Origin of the sequence: Pseudoalteromonas undina, assembly GCF_000238275.3 — a bacterium.
GTDB lineage: Bacteria > Pseudomonadota > Gammaproteobacteria > Enterobacterales > Alteromonadaceae > Pseudoalteromonas > Pseudoalteromonas undina.
In genome coordinates this window covers 663,071-682,952 of sequence record NZ_AHCF03000004.1, presented here as the reverse complement: position 1 = coordinate 682,952, position 19,882 = coordinate 663,071, and the positions used below count along the sequence as shown (strand labels likewise).

The following is a 19,882-nucleotide window of genomic DNA, read 5'->3' as shown; positions in this document are numbered from 1 at the left end:
ACCGTTAAGGCGCATTACGCTGTGATGGGTCACGTTTAAAATCTTTGCTTAATTGCTTAGGATCTAACGCTTCACGTTGTTTGCTTGCGCCCTCAGCCCACCACATTAATTGATTAAAGGTGCGCGAAAAATAGCTATCCCACGATGTTTGCTCTGCCGCATTGTTTGCTTCACCACTTTCAATAAACACATCCTGTGCTTTTGGTACATGGATCATTGCTGATACCGGCAAACAGCCCAGTTCACTTAAAAAGCTGCGCATGCCAACAGCAGCGCGCACGCCGCCCCACTGCCCTGCAGAATAGGTCACAATCGCGCTGGGTTTATAGCCAAATAAAGAACTACCAAAATGGTTTAGCAAATTAGCGAGTGCCGGACTCATAGAATGATTATATTCAGGGCTCACCATAACAAAGCCATCGCTGGCTTTAATTTTTGCTGCTAAATCATCAAGTTGTTTAGGTACCTCAGCCTGCGTATAGGCAAAGTGCGGTTTAAACACAGGGTCTAAATCATAATCGAGCGGATCAATAAGTTCTATTTCATGCTCAGAGTAATGCTCAACCAAACAACGCTCACATGCTTTCGCTACCCTTTCCCCTAAACGCGCAGGCTTAGGTGGGGTACTTTTTCTAACCGAACCGATAAAAATTAATAACTTCATCTAACGGCACTCCTTTTTAATTGCAAAAATAAATACCTCAAAAAAGTTTGAGGTATTTACTGTACGGTTTAAGCTTTATCGAGTGCTTGGCTTACATCGGCAATAATATCGTCAATGTTTTCAATACCCACCGATAAACGAATTAAATCGCGGCTAACGCCAGCATTGGCCAGCTCTTCATCATTTAATTGGCGGTGAGTGGTCGATGCTGGGTGGCAAGCAAGCGATTTAGCATCGCCAATATTTACCAAACGTAAAATCATGTTTAGAGCATCAATAAACCGCGTACCGGCTTCAAGGCCACCGGCAATACCAAAACTTAAAATACCTGACGCTTTACCATTGGTAATTTTTTGGCTCATTTCGTTATACGGGCTTGATTTTAATCCCGCATAATTAACCCAAAGCACCTTAGGATGGCTCTCTAAATATTCAGCAATTTTTTGCGCGTTTTCGCAGTGGCGATCCATTCTTAGCCCTAACGTTTCAAGGCCAATTAAAATATCAGAGGCGTTTTTAGGCGCAAGCGCCGCACCGGTATTTCTAAGTGGTACAACGCGGCAACGACCAATAAACGCCGCCTCAGCAAACGCATCGGTATACACTACATTATGGTACGACGGATCAGGCTCATTCATCATCGCAAAACGAGTCGCATTGGCTTTCCAGTCAAACTTGCCCGAATCAACAATCATACCGCCAATCGCGGTACCATGGCCGTTAATATATTTAGTGAGTGAGTGCACCACAATATCGGCACCTAACTCAAATGGACGACACAGGTACGGCGTAGCCACGGTGTTATCTACAATTAAAGGCACTCCTTTACTGTGGGCAATTTTTGCAAGGCGAGCAATATCAACAATATTCCCAGCAGGGTTACCAATTGACTCGCAAAAAACCGCACGGGTGTTTTCATCAATCGCGTTTTCAAAACCGTCAAAATCATCGGCTTTAATCATTCGCGCTTCTATACCTTGGCGCGGCAAGCTGTGAGCAAATAAATTATAAGTACCGCCATACACTTGGCTGGTGCTTACAATATTAGTGCCCACCTCACATAAACATTGAATTGCATAAGTAATCGCCGCCATACCCGAGGCCACCGCCAGCGCACCAATGCCGCCTTCCATCGCCGCAATACGCTGCTCAAGTACGGCATTGGTCGGGTTCATAATGCGGGTATAAATATTACCTGGCACTTTTAAATCAAATAAATCAGCGCCATGCTGAGTATTATCAAAGGTGTACGAAGAGGTGTTATAAATCGGCACCGCCGCCGACTTAGTTGTGGCTTCAGATTCATAACCATGGTGCAACGCTAAAGACTCAAGTTTCATAATTTATTCCTTCAATATAGTTACATCTAACGTAGCATTTAATGGTTACAAAGTGCACATGAAATATACTAAAGAATGTTGAAGGAAATAGATTTGATACTATATCTAAGTGTTCAAACTACTGTCGCTCATATATTCAAGAAAATGAGCCAAGCGCGCATATTACTCCTCTAAGTATTTATTAAACAAAATAAAAACTTAGTGATAGTAATATGTTAGGTAATTTGTTAAAACTATATGTAAAAGAAAATGATCGCAGCGCTGGTATGAATATGCGCGATGAGCGCACTATTAAATTGTTATGCATCAGGACTATTATGAAGTCAGAACCTGAAACTATGGAACTATCAGAGTTTCTTAGTGAGTTTAACAAAGAGAGTGATCGCGGTGCGGCTTTAAATGCTGCTGCGGTGTTAGATGATTGGCTAGGTAATATCCTCGGAGAATTTTTTGCCGATAATAGGTCAGGAAAAGATCTAATATCTGGTTTTAATGCGCCATTAGGCACTTTTGCCGCAAAGGTAACAGCAGCACATGCTCTTGGATTAATTCAAGATAATGAGTTTCGCGAAATCACACTTATCCGTAAAATTCGGAATGAGTTTGGTCATAGTTGGCGTGGTGTTAGTTTTGAATCGGATAAAGTGGCTCACTTAGTAAATCAATTACCTTGGTGTGGTTCTCCTGAGTTCGAAGCAAAATCAACTCCTAGAGCACGTTTCAACTCAGTCATCGCGATATTACTTGCGGATCTCATGTGGCGGGCTAGGCTGGTAAAAAAAGAGCGAAGAGTAGTCAAGTTATGGTCTAACAAAATCCGTGGAAATGATGCATAACAAACTGTTTAAGAGTGATTCGCAACGCGTGGCATTTTTACTATGCGTTGCGTTTGGTGTATACGGTGGTATGCGGCAACATCGGTATTGCGTTGCTCACACCTTAACAGGGCGTTATGTGCTTCAATAAGTCTGAGCATTACTCAAGCAAGGAGAGTATTTTGACATTAGATGAATACAGAATAGAATTTGAACAATCTTCAAACAGATCTATTTCAATGCCGGTTGCTGGAATCATTATTTGGGGTTTAGTTGGGCTTTTAAGTACACAATTTAGCGCAAATATTTCTATATATATTCTACTTTTTGCAACAGGCGGTATTTTTCCTATAGCTTTAGTAATTGCTAAATTTAGAAATGAGAACTTAGTTTCCTCATCTAATCCTTTAGCAAAACTAATGGGTTTATGCATAGTGATGGTTAATCTTCTTTGGGCTGTCCATATACCGTTACTTTTAAATGCACCTGAATTTGTTCCTTTGAGTTTAGGCGTTGGCTTAGGACTTCATTGGGTAGTGTATTCTTGGATCGTTAAACACCCTGTTGGCTTAATTCATGCTGTGCTAAGAAGTATTTTAATTGTAGCCGCTTGGTATTTATTCCCTAACATTAGTATTTTAGCTATCTCTTGCGTTATCGTTTTAACTTATTTAATAAGCATTTATCAAATGTTAACCAGGAATATGACAAACACCTAAACTCCGACAATGTCCTTAAAACCATTTGAACATAGAGAAAGCAATGAGTAGTAAATGAGTACCAAAAATCATTTAACTCTTGAATATGATCAGCACTCTCCCCATTGAGTTACTATAACAAGATGGAGCGATAAATGGATTTACTCAACGCTATTGATATTGAAGTGTATTATTTGGGTGGAATGTTACTCGCCTTAGTAGTTTTTCAGGGAATGTTTAAGTTAGTTACTTGGAGCAAAAAAATGCCAAAGGGGGCATTGGTCTTTTTAGCTTTTTTTCCATTAATATCAATCTACCCTATTCCTCCTCAAGAAATAAAAAAAATTGAAAGAATGAAGCAAAAACAAATTAAAAGCGAAGATGAGAGTGGTGATCCAGCTAATGAAGATGAAGTTATTTAATAACTAACATGCTAACTTAGGATAATAGGAATTTAATCTGTTTTAACTTAACGTAAAGAAAAGGTACCAAGCCTTTGAAAATAAATAATAAAAATTTAGGTGTTTTACTTTGCCTATGCTTAGCCTTAATATTACTTTTGATTGCACTAAATTATAGCAATGGCCGATTATCGCACTCTTCACCTCTCAACTCAGTGGTAAAGGAACCAAATACATTAAAAACAACTCCCCCCCTTAGTTTAAAACAAAAAACACTCGATGATTTATCCGATAAAAACACTATCGCCCCTTTAGAAAAAGGCATACAAGATCAAAATAACCAACTTGCTGTAATGGCTATTCCTCGCTGGAAACAACAAGGGCAACTAAAAACACATTTAGTGCAGTTAAAAAATAAGGCTGGCAAAGGCGATATTGATGCAAAGTATATTGTTGCAGCCAATTTAAGATATTGCTTTACTGCCCCTATTGATGATTTTGCCTTACAAGCAAAGCTAGAAGCCATAGCTGATTATACCGATGCAGGTGAAGCAATTGATGCTACGTTAGAAAGATTTGATTACTGTAGTGGAATTAATCAGGAGCAACGTCGTGAGTTTTATTTATATTTTTATGATGCAGCGCAAAACGGATCTGTTGCAGCGCAACAAACATTTGCTGATATAACAGCAGAGTTTTATATGCAATCACAAGGTTTTAAAACACAAAACAGAGATGAGTACATTAAAAAGCGCGATGCATTCAAGCTACAAAAAATCGCTTTTTTAGAGCAAGCAGCCCAGCATGGCAGTGAAAAAGCGTTAATGAAATTGTCGGCTTTGTATCATTCGCAACAAATCAGCGGTAATAGCTTAGCAAAGTCGTACGCATTAAATCGCCTAATGATGGAAATAACGGAAAACGGTGAACTATATAATCGTTATGCATGGTTTGAGCAACGGCTATACCCTCAGCTTTCACAGGCTGAACTCAGTGAAGCCAACACTATCGTGAATGACTGGCTGGCAAACATTTATCAAAATGGCAGTCTTTACCCTTATTAATGATCAAACCATAGGCAATATAACAATAACGACTACCAACTCATACTGAGCCAGTCTATTTGAACAACGCTGATTCAGCAAATTCTAATATTGACATGACTTGTGTTTATCCAAGGCTGTCGTAACTTTCAAGTAACGACCGCCTTGCATTTATTGATATAAATTAGAATTTAGGGTTTAGGGTTTAGGGTTTAATATAATGTCGAATTCACCATCACTTCGCACGTAAATAAAGCTTTCATCATCATCGTTGAAAGAAAGTTGGTGAGCATGTAGGCCATTTGAACCAAAATAACTACCGGGTTTAAGTGCCTTTAAACTACTTTGTGTTTGATAGGCTATCTTTCCTTTGATTAATACAGCGTGAAGTGTATTTGCTTTACTGCTCAGTGCTGCTGATACACCTGGTGGAAATTTGAGAAGTGCACCTCTAAATTCACCTTCTTCAAGGCTACCCCACAAATAGGTTATTTTGACACCCGTTTTAGTCATCGACTCTTTAGAAGCCAAAGGGGTCAAATCTTGACTTCAGACATTATAACTCCTGACCATCTGCTTCTGGCACTTTGCTGCCAATCGTTAATGCAAAACACTAATAATAATTGAGGTTGCCTTTGTTTACTGGGCTTCATTGTAATCGACCGAAGTAAAAAGTGACTACCCATGTTACGTTTAACATTTCCCCCTTCATCACGCCCTGAAAATAAGGTATTGCTGAGTAATGTATTCCATGGATGAAATACAAGGCGTAACTTCGCCAAGGATGGTGAATATACGCCGCTTACGTTCAAGCAATGGTTTATTTGAAGGATAAAGCGTGACGCTCGGGTGCGCTGAGAGTGTCCAGAGAGGGACCAGCGGTAGCCCCTCTTTGGCTGCTGTCGCCAGTGCGACAAAACCTTAAATAAGGTTTATTTAATCATTTACATCTCAGCCTTTAATTAACAAAAAACAATCAATCAATTATGCAACACATCAATATTTGCTAAAGCATGAGTGAAAAGCACAGTGTTGTTTTTTAGAAGCGTAGCGTCTCTTCGCCCTCTTTGTGCATAAATCACTAAATACCTTATTTCACAAAGAGAAGTGAATGAGTAGAAAACACAGTAGTAACGTTTACTGGCTCATACTAAAAATAGATGTTTGCTAACTTGGTTTTTGGCTATTTTTCATCATTTCTAAATAGCGCCCTTCAATGAATTTTTTTTCTTTTGTAAGGTGTTTAAGTGCGTACTGGGTTTTCTCTAGCTCTTGCTTTAGAGTATCTAATTCCTCACTACTTTCTGGCCCGTCAGTTTGTAACTGCAATTGCTGTAGCAGTTGGTCTTGCTCTGCAATTTGCCTTTTATATTCGTTTAAAGTGTTAAGTAATCTTGTTTGGTCGGGCGTTGAGGATGCATCTGCGTTTGATGTTTTATCACTATTTTCGCTTGCGGTTTTAAGCGCTTCGTAATCTGCTTGTAACTGGTCTTTTTCTTCTTGAAGCACAGTCACTGCATCATATTGTGCATAGAGCTTTTGGCGAGTAACTTTTAATTTTTCAACACTTTTATCCAAATCACCCTTAAGTTTGCGGATTAACTTATGCGAGCGTTTTAATTTTTTATTGAGATCATCGATTAGCTGTTGTTCTTTTTCGGTAACATGATCTTTGGTTGATGAAGTAACCTCTGTCAATTGCTGTTGTAATAGCATTTGTACACTGATTAACTCAGCGATAGTTTTTCGATTATCGTTAACATAGCTCATAGCATTTTCAACAGACTCTCTGCACATAGCTAACGTAGCATCATCCATTGTTCCGTTACTTTTAACCATGCTAAGTGCAAATGCCCTAAACTCTCTGAGTATCAGTAAAAGAATATAAAACCACGCGGCTAAAATAAGTAGCCCAAAATTTATAGCAATATAATGATAAACCTCAGGCGGAAATACGGCATATGGCATTATTTAGTTATCTTAAATTAAGTGTTTATTTACTTGAGTTTAGCGCTGTCAAAAAAATCTGCCATAATAACAACAACATTTAAAAAAAAGTTACCTGTGTGAAAATACTTATCGTGGATGATAGCCATGCAACACTTGAAATTGTACGCCGAGGGTTGGAAAAGTTTGGTTATCGGAAGTTATTAATAGAAAAAGCCAACAATGCTAAATCTGCGTTAACGCTGATTGGTAGTTGGCACCCCGATATTGTGCTTACAGACTGGCATATGCCTGATATGTGTGGAGTGACGCTATTACGTGCAATAAAGCAAAGACAACTTAATATAATAGTCGCGATGCTAACCACTGTTGATGAAAAGTCTCAAATTGAAGAAGCTATTAGCTTTGGCGCATCTTTTGTACTGTCAAAACCTTTTACCGATGAACAACTTCACGATAAGTTATTACCTCTGGTTCAACTTGTAGAAAATAACGAAGTCATTCCTGATGAAATTGAATTAAACAGTGATTTAGCGTTACCAAAGCTGTCGCAATTAGAACGGTTGTTTCATAAACATATAAGTCAGTCTTTAATCGTAAACACAATTCAACCGCAGGTATTCGATGAGTCTAAAGTCCCCTGTGTAATGGCTGTTTATGAGGATCCAAAAAGTCAAAAAGTACGTGCCATTGCCATACTTGATATTTATGCCGCGTGCGTAATGGCAAGTGGCTATAGTAGCTTGTCGGCTGAAGATATTAGTAACTCAATATTATCGGGCGTTGTGACGAATACAGCATTAAGCGCATGTAAAAAAGCGTTAACGGAAACGGCTTTTGCCTTTTTAGACAAGCGAACGCGCGTTAGTTTACAAATCAAAACGGTCAAAGTGATTACCACGCCTTTTCGTAAGCTCACTTTGCTGTATAAAACACCTGCTGAAAAGCGCATTGATTTTAGCTGCCAGCTTGAGGGCATGGCACAAGGTAAAATTATGTTAGTTGGCATTTAATAAATTAAGCGTAACGTATTTACCTTTATCAAAGAAGTTTAAATTTAAAAACACCCTGCTCCTACAAAAGCGCAGCGTCTGTGCACCCTCATGGTAAATCAATCACTTAAGGGTCTTATTACACAAGGAGAAGTGAATGAGCAAAAAATGAGAAACCAAAACCATCACACAGTCTTAAACGCGCCAGTGAAAAGTTAAATATTAGCTCCCCCCGAAGCCCGTACCCTAAGTTAAATTAATCCAAACATTTTTAAACAAAAAAGGCGCTTCCAGTTAAGAAAGCGCCTTTTGATTATTTTAACTGCTACTTATTTTACGATTTTCATTTCGTCTAATAAGTTTTGGGCGTTATCTACTTTATCCATTACCCACAGCATGTAGCGCGAATCTACATGAATCGAGCGATTTAGTTCAGGGTTGTAATCCCAATCACCAATAATGCTTTCGTACACACCGTCAAACAATAAACCCACCAGCTCAGCATTGCCGTTAAGCGTTGGCGAACCGGAGTTACCACCTGTCGTGTCTACATTTGATAAAAAGTTAACTGGAACAGTATTCATGCCACCAGTGTAATCACCATAAAGCTTCGCTTTAATTTGCTCTTGCAGCTTTTTAGGCGCATTAAATGGGTCAACATCGGTGTTTTTAGCCAATAAGCCTTCAAGTGAAGTAAACGGCGTAGCCACTAATCCATCTTGCGGAGAATAACCGCCTACCGTGCCGTAAGTTACACGTAATGTGCTGTTTGCATCGGCGTAAACCGGTTTGTTTTGCGCTTTGTTAAAGGCAATAATTGCACTCATTAACTCTGGGCGAGCAGCTTGTAACTTACCAGCCAAGGCTTTTGACTTATCTTCTTCGGCTTTCATCACAGCAAATATAGCTTTTGCATATTGCATAAACGGGTCTTGGCTTTGGTTAAGCTGACTTAGTGTTTGTTCAAATAATGAATTACGTACAATTTCATTATCTAGTCTTGATTTGGCATACATTTCATCTAGCAATGCACTTTGTTTTGCTTTATCAAAGCCGTTTTCTAAAGCAAAAGCTTTATCAATTTCACTAAAACGCTCTGCTTTAGGTAATGCTGCATATTGCTCTAAAAAGTGCAGTAATATAGCTTTATCTACATTGGCATCAAAGCGACGTGACATACGCTCAAGAGAAGATTTAATACGCGGTAAATCGCGCTCTTGATAACCTGATTCTCGCTCACTATTTGGCTTTTGTTTTTCAACCGCTAAGCGGTATAAACGACGTGCCGTGCTGATCATTTGTGAACGATGAACATAGCCTACCATACGGTCGCGCTCACTGTGCTCTTGCGATTGTGCTACTAATGCCGATAACTCATTAAGCACATTCCCGTAGCGCTGTTTACGCTCGCTATCGCTGTTTATCCAGCTTGTAAGCTCTTGTTCAAACTGTTTTTTACGCTCAAACATGGTGCCTTTTTTGAAGCTTTCAATCATCGAACCATAGTTTTTAATGTAGTTGTTGTAACCTGCTATGGTGCTTTCGTAAGCAATACGGGCTTTGCTGCCATCTTCTGAGTTTTCTTCAATTAGTGACACGTATTTAGTATTGTGCATGCGCGCTTTAGGGTAACTGTCGTTAAATACGTAATCAACCTCTGCGGCAATACGGTAACGATTGGTACGCCCTGGATAGCCAGTTACCATAACAAAGTCGCCCTCTTGCACGCCTTTAGCACTTACACTTAAGTAAGACTCTGGCACGTACGGTACGTTATCTTCACTGTACTCTGCTGGCTTGCCATCTTTACCTACATAGGCGCGGTAAAAACCAAAATCGCCTGTATGGCGCGGCCACATCCAGTTATCTATATCGCCACCATATTTACCTACGCCCATGGCAGGTGCATACGCTAAACGTACATCTTTAATTTCCAGCGATTTAATTAGGTAAAACTCTAAACCACCATGAAACGAATACACATTACAACGGTAGCTAGCATCAGCTTCACACTGTGCAACGAGTGCTTTTTGATTTTTTTCTAACGCATCATAGCGTGCTTTTGCGCTTAGCTCGTTAGTGCCGCTAATCACTTTATCGGTCACATTGGTCACTGTTTCGGTTACGTACACACGTGAACCTGGCGCAGCTGGTAGGTCTTCAGCCGGTGTTTTTGCTAAAAAGCCATTTTCTAAAATGTTATTTTCAGGCGTTGAATTATATTGCACCGAACCATAAATACAGTGATGGTTAGTTACAACTAAGCCTTTTGGCGAAACAAACGAGGCTGTACAACCGCCTAAGCTGATAACCGCATTCATTGGAAATTCGGTTAATTTTGAAATTGAATCAACGCTAATTTCAAGCCCTTTGGCTTTTAAAATTGACTCAAGCTCTGGTAGTTGATGAGGTTGCCACATGCCTTCATCGGCATGAGCCGCAGAAGAAAGAGCCAGTGAACAGGTTGCTACCAACGTGGCAACAAGAGGTTTTAAACGCATTATAGAATCCCTTTTATTATTGAACCAGCAGATTACTCATTAAGTATGAGTCAGGTCAACTGCACTGAGATAAATTGTTACAATATAGCGCCCAATAAACAAAAAAGGAGCCTAAGGGTTTGTGACCCTAAGCTCCTTTTTAAACAATATGATATACGATGCTAGTCGTCTTTTTTCACATCATTTGGATGCGCTACGCCCATCCATGCTTTAAACAGCGCTTTTTGCTCAGCAGTAGCATTTTTATTAGCGACTACTTTTTTAGGTTTGTCGAAATCTTCAGACAACACAAGCTCAGTCGACATTAATGCATCACGGCGAATAAAATCAACAGTTACCTTGTCTCCTGCTTTAAAGGTTTCTAGGCTCGCGGTTAAGTTTTTCCCTACATGCTTTTTGTTAATAGCGACGAGTTTATCGTCTGTAGTTAAGCCACCTTGCCATGCTGCGCCATCGCGGCGTACATGGGTAAGTGTAAGCAGTTCGCCGGTATTTTTAGTAAAGGCATCTAAGCTTGGTATGGCCTTGGCTTTTTCAGGCAGCTCAAAGCTTAAACCAACTTTTGCCAATAATTCATCAAAATCTAGGCTGGCTGGTGTGCTAACATTTTTTTGCCACCAAGCGCTGTAATCACGCCCTGTTAGTTGCTTTAAAATAGCTAATACGTCTTGCTCAGTAAAACCCGCTGGTAGCTTATGTTGCTTATAAAGTTCGTTGTGTACGTCTTTATAGCTTATTTTACCTTGGCTTTTTTCAAGTAGGTCTATATCTAACGCCATCGACAATAACGAGCCTTCAAGATAAATATTAGTGCCGTAATTACGTGCATGATCGCCACCTTGATTTATCCATTTATCAAAGCTGGTTTCACTTGCACTTTGCACTTCACGACCAGGGGTAGTGAGGTGGCGATTAATGGTTTTACTAAAGTTCTTAAAAAATTCATCGGTGGTTTGAATACCCGAACGCACTAATAAATGATCTTCAAAATAGCTGGTAGACCCTTCAGCAATCCACAGCAATTTTGAATAATTAATATTAGTGTAGTCATATGGCGCAAGTCCTTTAGGACGGTATGCTTTTACATTCCAAGTATGAATAAATTCATGTGCCGCTGTACTGATAAAAGCTAAATAGTCTTCACGTTTAGCAAAGCGATCACGTGGGCGTTGAATAATAGTTGAGTTTAAGTGTTCGGTTGCACCGCCCGCGCCCGATGTAGCATGCACCATAAATACATAACGCTCATACGGGTAGCTGTCCCAAATTACATTGCCCGTTGCCACTAGCTTTTTCAGATCGGTTAGCATCAGTTCTATGTCGTAATTACCTTCGCCCCACACCACTAGTTCATACTCACGGCCATCAACTTCAAAAGTACGCAGTTCATTAACACCGGTTTCTATTGGAGAATCAACTAGCACGTCGTAGTCACTGGCTTTAAAGCTGTGTTTATTTTTATAGTTTTCCATACCCGACACAGAGCGCCATGCTTTAGGTACGTTTAATTCAACCGTAACTGGCTCTTGGCGAAATGACTCGCTAAACATAAAAAAGCCCGATGCATCAACAAACGCATGACTGTCGTCAATATGGCGAGCGCGCTTACCTAGCTCATTGGCATACACTTGGTAATCAACATTAACTTCAGTCGGCTCGTTTAAATGAATACGCCATGTGCTGTGGTCTATTTTTTCCCACTTTAATGCATTACCTTCATCGTCGCTGGCTTTAAAATAGCGAACGCCATTGGCAAGGTTTAAAATTTCATAGCGACCAGTACGCCATGCTGGCAGTTTTACATCTAAATATGATTGCGCCGTTTTAGGAAACTCTACATTTACATCACCTAAATGATGCTCTGGCTGAGAGATATTTAAAGCGTAGTTAACGTCGGCAAATGCTGGTGCTGAACAGGCAGCTAAAATTGATAAGGCAAGTAGCTTTTTCATGAAGGCTCTTTTTTATATAACGTATTGTTGTACCAAGATTAACAAGACCCATTTTAAAAGTGAATTAAAAGCGGTAAATGCACTTATATTTAAGATCGCTCGTATTTTGTTATTAAAAACATTAAGTTTTTGATCTCATCCCTACTATTAATATGTTTTTGTTGTAAACTAAAACAATAGAGGTATTACGATGATGGTGTGTAGGTGTCTAGGAGCTCCAATACGGTGGAACAAAAACTAAAGCAAGCAATCGACAGTAGAAAAGTAATAGAAAGTGCTCGCCAACATCAAGTTAGTACGCTTTCTAATTTTGCAGCTAAGTTGTCTTTAAGCTGTAAGGGACTTGATACTGAGCTTGATAACCGCCTAGCTAAGTTTCGAAGCGCGTTAAACAAAGGAATGAGTTTTGAAGACTTTGCCCCTTTAGTGGATGATATTTTAGCTTTGCTTAAAAACCAAGAAGCCATTCAACTAGCACATCAACGCGACCTCTTTACCAGTGTACAAAATGCAGGTAAGCAATTACAACAAACCAAAGGCTTGCCTGACGATACCCGCAGAACACTGCGTCATTTGCTTGATAACGAGCTAGACGATATTCAATCTGTACATGGGTTTATCCCTGTTTTAAATCAGCTGATCACTTTTTATCATCAAGCCTTAATTGCTAAAAGCAACGATACCTTTGAGCCTCCAAATCTAAGTGCTCTTACTGAAAAGCTATTTAAATTAGTCAGTCAGCTAGTTCTCGAAGAAGAAGCCAACGAAGCGCTGTATTTAATAAAAAAACGTATTGCTAAAAATAAAGCCGTAGACCAGCTACTTGATGCAGCAATTGATGTAATCACACTTATTGTACAAAGCATTCAAGTTGAGCGCGCGTCAGCACAAAGCTTCTTAACCTCTTTAAACCAAACACTCGGAGAGCTACATCGCTCATTAGTATCGACCAGCGAACATTCTGAATCGATGACTGTTGAGTTTGACTCAATTAATCAACGAATTGGTGAAAAGCTAAGAAATTTAAATACACAAACAAATAAAGCAACATCAATTACAGAGTTAAAGCAATTGGTTGAAAATGAGTTACGCTCATTAAGTGCTGATATTTTAGAAAAAGAGCAGCTAGAACAAAAAGATCGCCAAATTTTAATTTCTAGCTTTGCACAAATAAACGATAGAATTGGCAGTTTAGAAAACAAAGTTAGTAATTATAAGAAACGTTTGAATGAACAACGTTTTAAAAGTTTACTCGACAGTCTTACCAAATTACCTAATCGCGCAGCTTTTGATGAACGTTATAATCACGAAATCAATGTATTTAACGAACGCCCGTCAGACATAACCTTAGTGGTTATTGATGTAGACCATTTTAAATCAATTAACGATCGTTTTGGTCACACAGCCGGCGACATTACCTTGCAAGTGATTGCCAAAGCGCTGCAAAAATCGATTAGACAAACTGATTTTATTGCCCGTTATGGCGGCGAAGAGTTTGTGTTATTAATGCCCCGTACCTCACTTGAAAACGCCGTCGAGCATCTCGATAAATTAAGACTGTCGATTAAAAAGATCCCATTTAAATTTAAAGACAAGCAAATACAAATTACTGTTTCTTTAGGCGCAACCCAATTTGAAGAGGGTGATACGCCTCTAAAAGCATTTGATAGAGCCGATGAGGCTCTTTACGATGCTAAAAACTCAGGCCGGGATCGTCTGTGTATTAGTAAATAGTGTTATGCACTTTTACCCTTGAGTATAAGGCATAACTACGCAGTAAATTTACCCAAGAAGTTTCAAGGAGAATGTCGATGCTAATACAATTAAACCCTACAGGGGTATTAGATTTATTGTCGCAGCTAGAAGTAGACTTACTCGAGCAATCATCAACCAGCGAACGCTACAGACTATTTAGAAACTGTGTATTGGCCGTGCTCAATGTAGGCAGCCACACCGATGTAAGCAATGATATTTACGATAAACACAAAGATTTTGATATACGTTTGGTTAGCCGTGAACGCGGTATAAAAATTGAGTTAGAAAATCCTCCGCAAACGGCCTTTGTTGATGGCCACATAGTAACAGGCATTCATGAGCACATATTTTCGGTTATTCGCGATATTTTGTTTATTTGCCAAAAGTATGAAAAGAACCTCCAAGAAACTAAAGCCATTACCCATATGGTTTTTGATATGCTTAGAAATGCCGACGCGCTTAAGGTAAATAGCGAACCTAACATGATTGTATGTTGGGGTGGCCACTCTATTAACGAAGTCGAATATAAATACACCAAGCAAGTTGGCTATGAACTGGGGTTACGTGGATTAAATATTTGTACTGGCTGTGGGCCTGGTGCAATGAAAGGCCCAATGAAAGGCGCAACTATTGGCCACGCAAAGCAACGTATTACCAATAATCGTTATTTAGGTTTAACTGAGCCCAGCATTATAGCGGCAGAGCCACCCAATCCGATTGTAAATGAGCTGGTTATTTTACCCGACATTGAAAAACGCCTTGAAGCATTTGTTCGCACCGCACACGCTATTATTATTTTTCCAGGTGGCGCAGGTACAGCCGAAGAGTTACTTTATTTATTAGGTATTTTGTTACACCCTGAAAACGACAAGCAATGTTTACCTGTTATTTTAACTGGCCCTAAACACAGCAAAGCTTACTTTGAAGAGCTTTGTAAGTTTATTCAAATGACTTTAGGTGATGCTGCACTGAGTAAATTTGAAGTGATTATTGATGATCCTCAATTAGTTAGCCAAAAGCTTAAATCGGCTATGAGCGGAGTTCGCGAATATCGTAAAAGCCAAGGCGATGCTTATTACTTTAATTGGACGTTGAAAATAGAAAATGATTTTCAGCAGCCTTTTTATCCAACTCATGAAGCCATGGCGTCACTTGATTTACACCTTGATCAACCCAAACAACAGCTTGCCGCTAATTTACGCCGTGCGTTTTCGGGAATTGTTGCTGGTAACGTAAAAGAAGAAGGCTTAAATGCAATTAAAGAGCATGGCCCCTATGTGCTAAGTGGTGAGCCTGACTTAATGAAAGCAATGGACAAGCTTTTACAAGCATTTGTAGAACAAGGTAGAATGAAACTTCCCGGAAGTAAGTATATTCCTTGTTATACAATAAAAGCGTGAGTTTATAATTGAATCCCCATTTACTCCTTATTGATGCGCTTAATTTAATTAGGCGCATTTATGCTGTTGATGCAAACCAAAGCCATCACAGCGACGAGCACATGTTAAAAGCCTGCTGTGCTCGGGTTGCACATGCATGCAAAAAACTTTTAACGACCACCAATGCAACCCATGCAATTGCGGTTTTTGATGGTGACAAAAGCTGGCGTTACCACTTTTATAAAGACTACAAACATTCGCGTGCACCTATGCCAGAGACCCTAAAAAACGCGTTACCCCATTTTAAAGCGGCCATTGAAGAAACCGGTATAGTGGTATTTGAACCGACTAACGATGAAGCCGACGATATTATTGCGACTTTAGCGCATAAAGCGGCTAATAAACAGATAAACAATACCATTGTCTCTACTGATAAAGGCTTTTTGCCTCATTTGAATGAGCATATTGAAGTATACGATTACTTTAAAAAGCAACACCTCAATGAAGAACACATTGAAGAGCGCTTTGCTGTCGCTCAACATAAACTCATCGACTTTTGGGCACTCGCAGGCGATAAAACCAACGACATTCCTGGTGTTAAAGGTATTGGTGTTAAATCCGCGCAGCAATTGGTTAATCAATATAGCTCTATTGAAGAAGCGCTAAATGATGAATCGTTAAATACGCGGCTACAAAAAAAGCTTAATGAAGATATGGATATGTTTGTTATTTCTAAGCAATTGGTGAGTTTGCGTACAGATATCCATTTAGGCTTTAGTTTAAAGCAGTTAAGGCTTAATTAGTCGCAAGTTAATAGCACTGTACACTAGCAATACGTATACTAGCGATAGCTATTTTGGTCTGGGTTGGCAATGTTTAAAAAGTTTATTAGGTATTTAATATTAGGATTAGGTTTATACGCTCTAATAGCTACGTCAGTTATTATGTTCTATAAAGACGATCCACAAGCTATGATTTGGCAAGACAGGGAAGCATTCAATAAACGCTATATCGAAAAATTGCGTTTAGAAGATACCTTTACGCTAAATGATGTGCTTGAATATTTAGGTAGCCCAGATTTAACCTATGCTAGGCGTGATGGCGAGCAAGTATGGCAGGTGGTTTTTTATCGTACCCAACATAAAACCTCAGACGGTATCACCACCATGGATGAATGTACTGGGTTATTATTTAAAAATGGCCAACTAATAATGTGGGGCCCAAGTGCTTATGAAAAATACCTTGAGCATAATGATGGGGAGATTTAATGGAAGCTCCACTGTCGGGTAAACTAAAAAAGCTATTCGAAAGCACGCAACTGCTTTTAAGCTCCCATAACAATAAAAGTCAGTGGCATACCTTCTACCCTCTTGTGTGTAAGCTTTCAGAGCAATACGCTGCATTATACAAACAAAACCCAGCGGCCTTGCAAGCTCAGTTAAATTTATATAAAACACAGTATAGTTACGCAACCAATTTAGTGGTTAATCAATGTGTATTAACCTGTGCTTTGTGTCGTAGTCAAAACTACGACAACGATTTAACCGAGCTTTATATTAGTGCCTCATTAGTTGAGCACCTTTGTGTTGCTAAACAATTAAATAAGTTAGCTCAACAGCAAACGTTTAACGAAGCCGATAAAAAAATGTGGCAGTTACGCCATAAACTTGCAGCCAAAGTATTATTAACGGCTAAACAACCCGCGCACCAAATTGCTCATATTTTGGCAAAATTAGGCAAATACAAACACGCATTATTAGATACACCTAAAATTATGCTTTATGACGGTGCCAGTGTGTTGGTTGCTTTAGCTAATATATTAGCACTTAACGTTACTTGTAATGAAAAACAACAGCACATAAATTTTTATAAAGCGGTAGCTGATTTATATATAAGAACTCCCAACTCATTTGCACAAACGTTATTAAAAGCGCTAGTCGCACATGTTGGACAATATGTGCCTGGCAGCCAAGTCGTGTATGCCGACCAAGCTATGGTTTATTTAGCCACGGATACGCAAGGCCGACATATTATAGTTAATAACGCCAATACTAAAATGGCATGGTATCGTATTAAAGCGTCCTTAATGGATGACTCAAAAGCATGGGAATGCAATGATAACCGCTTATTTTTAAAAGTATGGGACAGTGAATATCTTAATATCCCGAATAGTGAACTCTCTGCACAAGCACCCTTGTACCAATTAGTTAAACAAATAAAAACGCAAAAAGAATACAGCTTTAAAGCTTTGAACACCTTACTTACCCCCTACCCTGACGTTATAAAGTCAGTATGCTTAGCAGTAAAGCACTACAACAAAGAGCTATTACCCGCTAAAGATTTAAGACATAGTTTATCTATGGTAGGTTACGATAAAGCACCGGCTATTATTCAAGGGGTAGTGTTTCAACAATTAGTAAATAGTATTGCTCATCCTTTACATGCCTTTTTATGCACCCGTATTAGTTGTTTAGTAAATATTTTAGAGCTATTAGTAAAGCATAATCCCCGCGTTCAAGGTGAGCGTGTTAGTTTAAGCTTATATGCTTACCTATATTATGTGTTGATACATTACAGCGCAGATGTTTCTAGAAAAATCACCATTGATCAAACACCGAATAAATCTCTCGATACACCTTTTAGTACATTTTTTGGTGTAAACAACGTAGATGCCTCTCATTTAAACAGTGAGCTTAACGAATTACTTAGTGGCGACCCATGGGCGTCGGCTTTATTAAATGCAGAGAAATTGCCTAAAAAGCAGCTTGATGATGCTGGTCAATTATGGGCAGCATTAAAGGTAGTGGCGCAGCGCGTACTTAAACCTAACCAGCCATTAACAGCATGGCAACAGCAAATATTAAATCAACAACTTAGTCGCCATGGCTGGCAAAGTGAAGCCGATTTTAATCAATCGCTGCTGCGCTTAGGGCTTCACAATAGTATTTAGCTGACTTATTACCATTATAACTCAAGATTATACCCTGTATTCATACTATAAACTGGCAAAATGAGAGATAAATTGGTATAAATGCCGGCTCAAATTTAGTACCCCTGTCATATAAGTAGTCTAAACTCTGTTGAGTATTTTTATTTATGTGTGTATCCAAATCTTTAAAGGAAAAGTTCATGGCCAAACAAACCATAACAGTGATCAAAGGCGACGGCATCGGCCCAAGCATTATCGACTCAGCACTTGAAATACTAAAAGCCGCAGGATGCGATTTTGATTATGAATTTGTTGACGCTGGCCTAGCTGCGCTTGAAAAAACAGGCGAATTGCTTCCACAAGAAACAATTGACACAATTGCTAAGAATAAAATCACCTTAAAAGGTCCATTAACCACGCCTGTAGGCGAAGGTTTTACATCTATCAACGTAACGCTTCGTAAGCAATTTGGTTTATACGCCAATGTACGTCCAGTTAAATCGTTTGCCGGTACTAAAGCCCGTTACGACGATATTGATATCATCACTATTCGTGAAAACACACAAGGTATGTATTCAGGTGCAGGCCAAGTTGTATCTGAAGATGGTACTGAAGCTGAAGCAAAATCAGTGATCACTCGCGAAGGCGCAGAAAAAATTGTAACGTTCGCATACGAACTTGCTGTGCGCGAAGGTCGTAAAAAAGTAACTGCAGTACATAAAGCAAATATTTTAAAATCAACCTCTGGTTTATTCTTAAAAGTGGCGCGTGAAGTAGCTGAGCGTTACCCTGAAATTGAATCAACTGAAATGATTGTTGATGCAACATGTATGAAGCTTGTAATGACCCCTGAAGAGTTTGACGTGATCGTTACAACGAACTTATTTGGCGATATTTTATCTGACTTATGTGCTGGTTTAGTAGGCGGTTTAGGCATGGCACCTGGTGCAAACATTGGTGAAGATGCTGCTATTTTTGAAGCTGTTCACGGTAGCGCACCTGATATTGCTGGTAAAAACCTTGCAAACCCTACGTCAGTGATTTTAGCCTCTATTCAAATGCTAGAGCATTTAAACATGGGCGATACAGCTGAGCGTATTCGTAGCGCTGTTGCTGATGTGATTAAATCAGGCGACCGTACTACCCGCGATTTAGGCGGCAGCCACGGCACTACTGATTTCACACAATCAGTAATTGACCGTCTGTAATTAGGACAGTTAAATTAAAAGCCAGCTAATGCTGGCTTTTTTTATGCCAGAAACACAGCATTTAAATTTCCCCCTGACCATCCCCAAGCCTAGGCAAACACGCAAAACTGCATAATTTCTGCTTATAAAGTGAAAATAACTCATATCAAATAGATTATTAGATTAAAAAACATTTAAAAATGAATTTTTAATCCAAAAATCAGTTTAATGGGTTGACATGTGTGCTCAAAAGCCTTAAAAATAACCACATACAAAAAT

General features: G+C 39.3%; 17 protein-coding genes. 11 read left to right on the top strand and 6 right to left on the bottom strand.

All coding sequences use genetic code 11. The features are described from left to right. Positions 1 to 4: 4 nt before the first annotated feature. Positions 5 to 664: an NADPH-dependent FMN reductase gene (locus PUND_RS17955; RefSeq protein WP_010388880.1), complete on the bottom strand. Its 660-nt coding sequence runs from the start codon at positions 662 to 664 to the stop codon at positions 5 to 7. 68 nt (positions 665 to 732) lie between these two features. Further along, positions 733 to 2,004 carry an O-acetylhomoserine aminocarboxypropyltransferase/cysteine synthase family protein gene (locus tag PUND_RS17950; protein ID WP_008112587.1) on the bottom strand — a complete coding sequence of 424 codons (1,272 nt, stop codon included), beginning with the start codon at positions 2,002 to 2,004 and terminating at the stop codon, positions 733 to 735. A 212-nt stretch (positions 2,005 to 2,216) separates the two neighbouring features. Between PUND_RS17950 and PUND_RS17945 the strand changes: the two genes are divergently transcribed. The 4 genes from PUND_RS17945 (at position 2,217) to PUND_RS17925 (ending at position 4,982) form a co-directional block, all read left to right on the top strand. After that, positions 2,217 to 2,840, top strand: a complete 624-nt coding sequence (locus PUND_RS17945) for a mannitol operon repressor (RefSeq protein ID WP_010388881.1) — start codon at positions 2,217 to 2,219, stop codon at positions 2,838 to 2,840. A 161-nt stretch (positions 2,841 to 3,001) separates the two neighbouring features. Further along, positions 3,002 to 3,538, top strand: a complete 537-nt coding sequence (locus tag PUND_RS17935) for a DUF7010 family protein (RefSeq protein WP_010388884.1) — start codon at positions 3,002 to 3,004, stop codon at positions 3,536 to 3,538. 134 nt (positions 3,539 to 3,672) lie between these two features. Then, on the top strand, positions 3,673 to 3,939 hold the full coding sequence (locus PUND_RS17930; RefSeq protein WP_010388885.1) for a hypothetical protein: 267 nt from the start codon (positions 3,673 to 3,675) through the stop codon (positions 3,937 to 3,939). A gap of 74 nt (positions 3,940 to 4,013) precedes the next feature. Continuing rightward, positions 4,014 to 4,982 carry a hypothetical protein gene (locus PUND_RS17925; protein ID WP_010388886.1) on the top strand — a complete coding sequence of 323 codons (969 nt, stop codon included), beginning with the start codon at positions 4,014 to 4,016 and terminating at the stop codon, positions 4,980 to 4,982. A 177-nt stretch (positions 4,983 to 5,159) separates the two neighbouring features. Here the strand turns inward: PUND_RS17925 and PUND_RS17920 are convergent, their stop codons facing one another. Together PUND_RS17920 and PUND_RS17915 are read right to left on the bottom strand one after the other, a co-directional pair. Next, a complete protein-coding gene (locus tag PUND_RS17920) occupies positions 5,160 to 5,474 on the bottom strand; it encodes a DUF4437 domain-containing protein (RefSeq protein WP_010388887.1) in 315 nt (104 codons plus the stop codon). 654 nt (positions 5,475 to 6,128) lie between these two features. After that, positions 6,129 to 6,929 carry a hypothetical protein gene (locus PUND_RS17915; protein ID WP_010388888.1) on the bottom strand — a complete coding sequence of 267 codons (801 nt, stop codon included), beginning with the start codon at positions 6,927 to 6,929 and terminating at the stop codon, positions 6,129 to 6,131. Positions 6,930 to 7,027: 98 nt separating this feature from the next. Between PUND_RS17915 and PUND_RS17910 the strand changes: the two genes are divergently transcribed. Further along, complete coding sequence (locus PUND_RS17910) at positions 7,028 to 7,921, top strand: response regulator (RefSeq protein WP_010388889.1); 894 nt, start codon at positions 7,028 to 7,030, stop codon at positions 7,919 to 7,921. Between the two features lie 308 nt (positions 7,922 to 8,229). Here the strand turns inward: PUND_RS17910 and PUND_RS17905 are convergent, their stop codons facing one another. Together PUND_RS17905 and PUND_RS17900 are read right to left on the bottom strand one after the other, a co-directional pair. Further along, positions 8,230 to 10,401: a S46 family peptidase gene (locus tag PUND_RS17905; protein ID WP_010388890.1), complete on the bottom strand. Its 2,172-nt coding sequence runs from the start codon at positions 10,399 to 10,401 to the stop codon at positions 8,230 to 8,232. A gap of 161 nt (positions 10,402 to 10,562) precedes the next feature. Further along, positions 10,563 to 12,353, bottom strand: coding sequence for a M61 family metallopeptidase (locus tag PUND_RS17900; protein WP_010388891.1), 1,791 nt, complete (start codon positions 12,351 to 12,353; stop codon positions 10,563 to 10,565). A 225-nt stretch (positions 12,354 to 12,578) separates the two neighbouring features. Between PUND_RS17900 and PUND_RS17895 the strand changes: the two genes are divergently transcribed. The 6 genes from PUND_RS17895 (at position 12,579) to PUND_RS17870 (ending at position 19,624) form a co-directional block, all read left to right on the top strand. Continuing rightward, positions 12,579 to 14,087: a GGDEF domain-containing protein gene (locus tag PUND_RS17895; protein WP_010388892.1), complete on the top strand. Its 1,509-nt coding sequence runs from the start codon at positions 12,579 to 12,581 to the stop codon at positions 14,085 to 14,087. A 77-nt stretch (positions 14,088 to 14,164) separates the two neighbouring features. Then, positions 14,165 to 15,508: a nucleotide 5'-monophosphate nucleosidase PpnN gene (gene ppnN, locus PUND_RS17890; RefSeq protein WP_010388893.1), complete on the top strand. Its 1,344-nt coding sequence runs from the start codon at positions 14,165 to 14,167 to the stop codon at positions 15,506 to 15,508. Between the two features lie 8 nt (positions 15,509 to 15,516). Further along, a complete protein-coding gene (gene xni / locus PUND_RS17885; protein WP_010388894.1) occupies positions 15,517 to 16,290 on the top strand; it encodes a flap endonuclease Xni in 774 nt (257 codons plus the stop codon). A 69-nt stretch (positions 16,291 to 16,359) separates the two neighbouring features. Continuing rightward, a complete protein-coding gene (locus PUND_RS17880) occupies positions 16,360 to 16,755 on the top strand; it encodes a DUF3192 domain-containing protein (protein ID WP_010388896.1) in 396 nt (131 codons plus the stop codon). Continuing rightward, entirely contained in the window at positions 16,755 to 18,437 is a 1,683-nt protein-coding gene (locus PUND_RS17875) for a hypothetical protein (RefSeq protein WP_010388898.1), read from the top strand. The genes PUND_RS17880 and PUND_RS17875 overlap by 1 nt, the downstream gene beginning before the upstream one ends. Positions 18,438 to 18,616: 179 nt before the next feature. Then, a complete protein-coding gene (locus PUND_RS17870; protein WP_008112567.1) occupies positions 18,617 to 19,624 on the top strand; it encodes an isocitrate dehydrogenase in 1,008 nt (335 codons plus the stop codon). Positions 19,625 to 19,882: the final 258 nt, after the last annotated feature.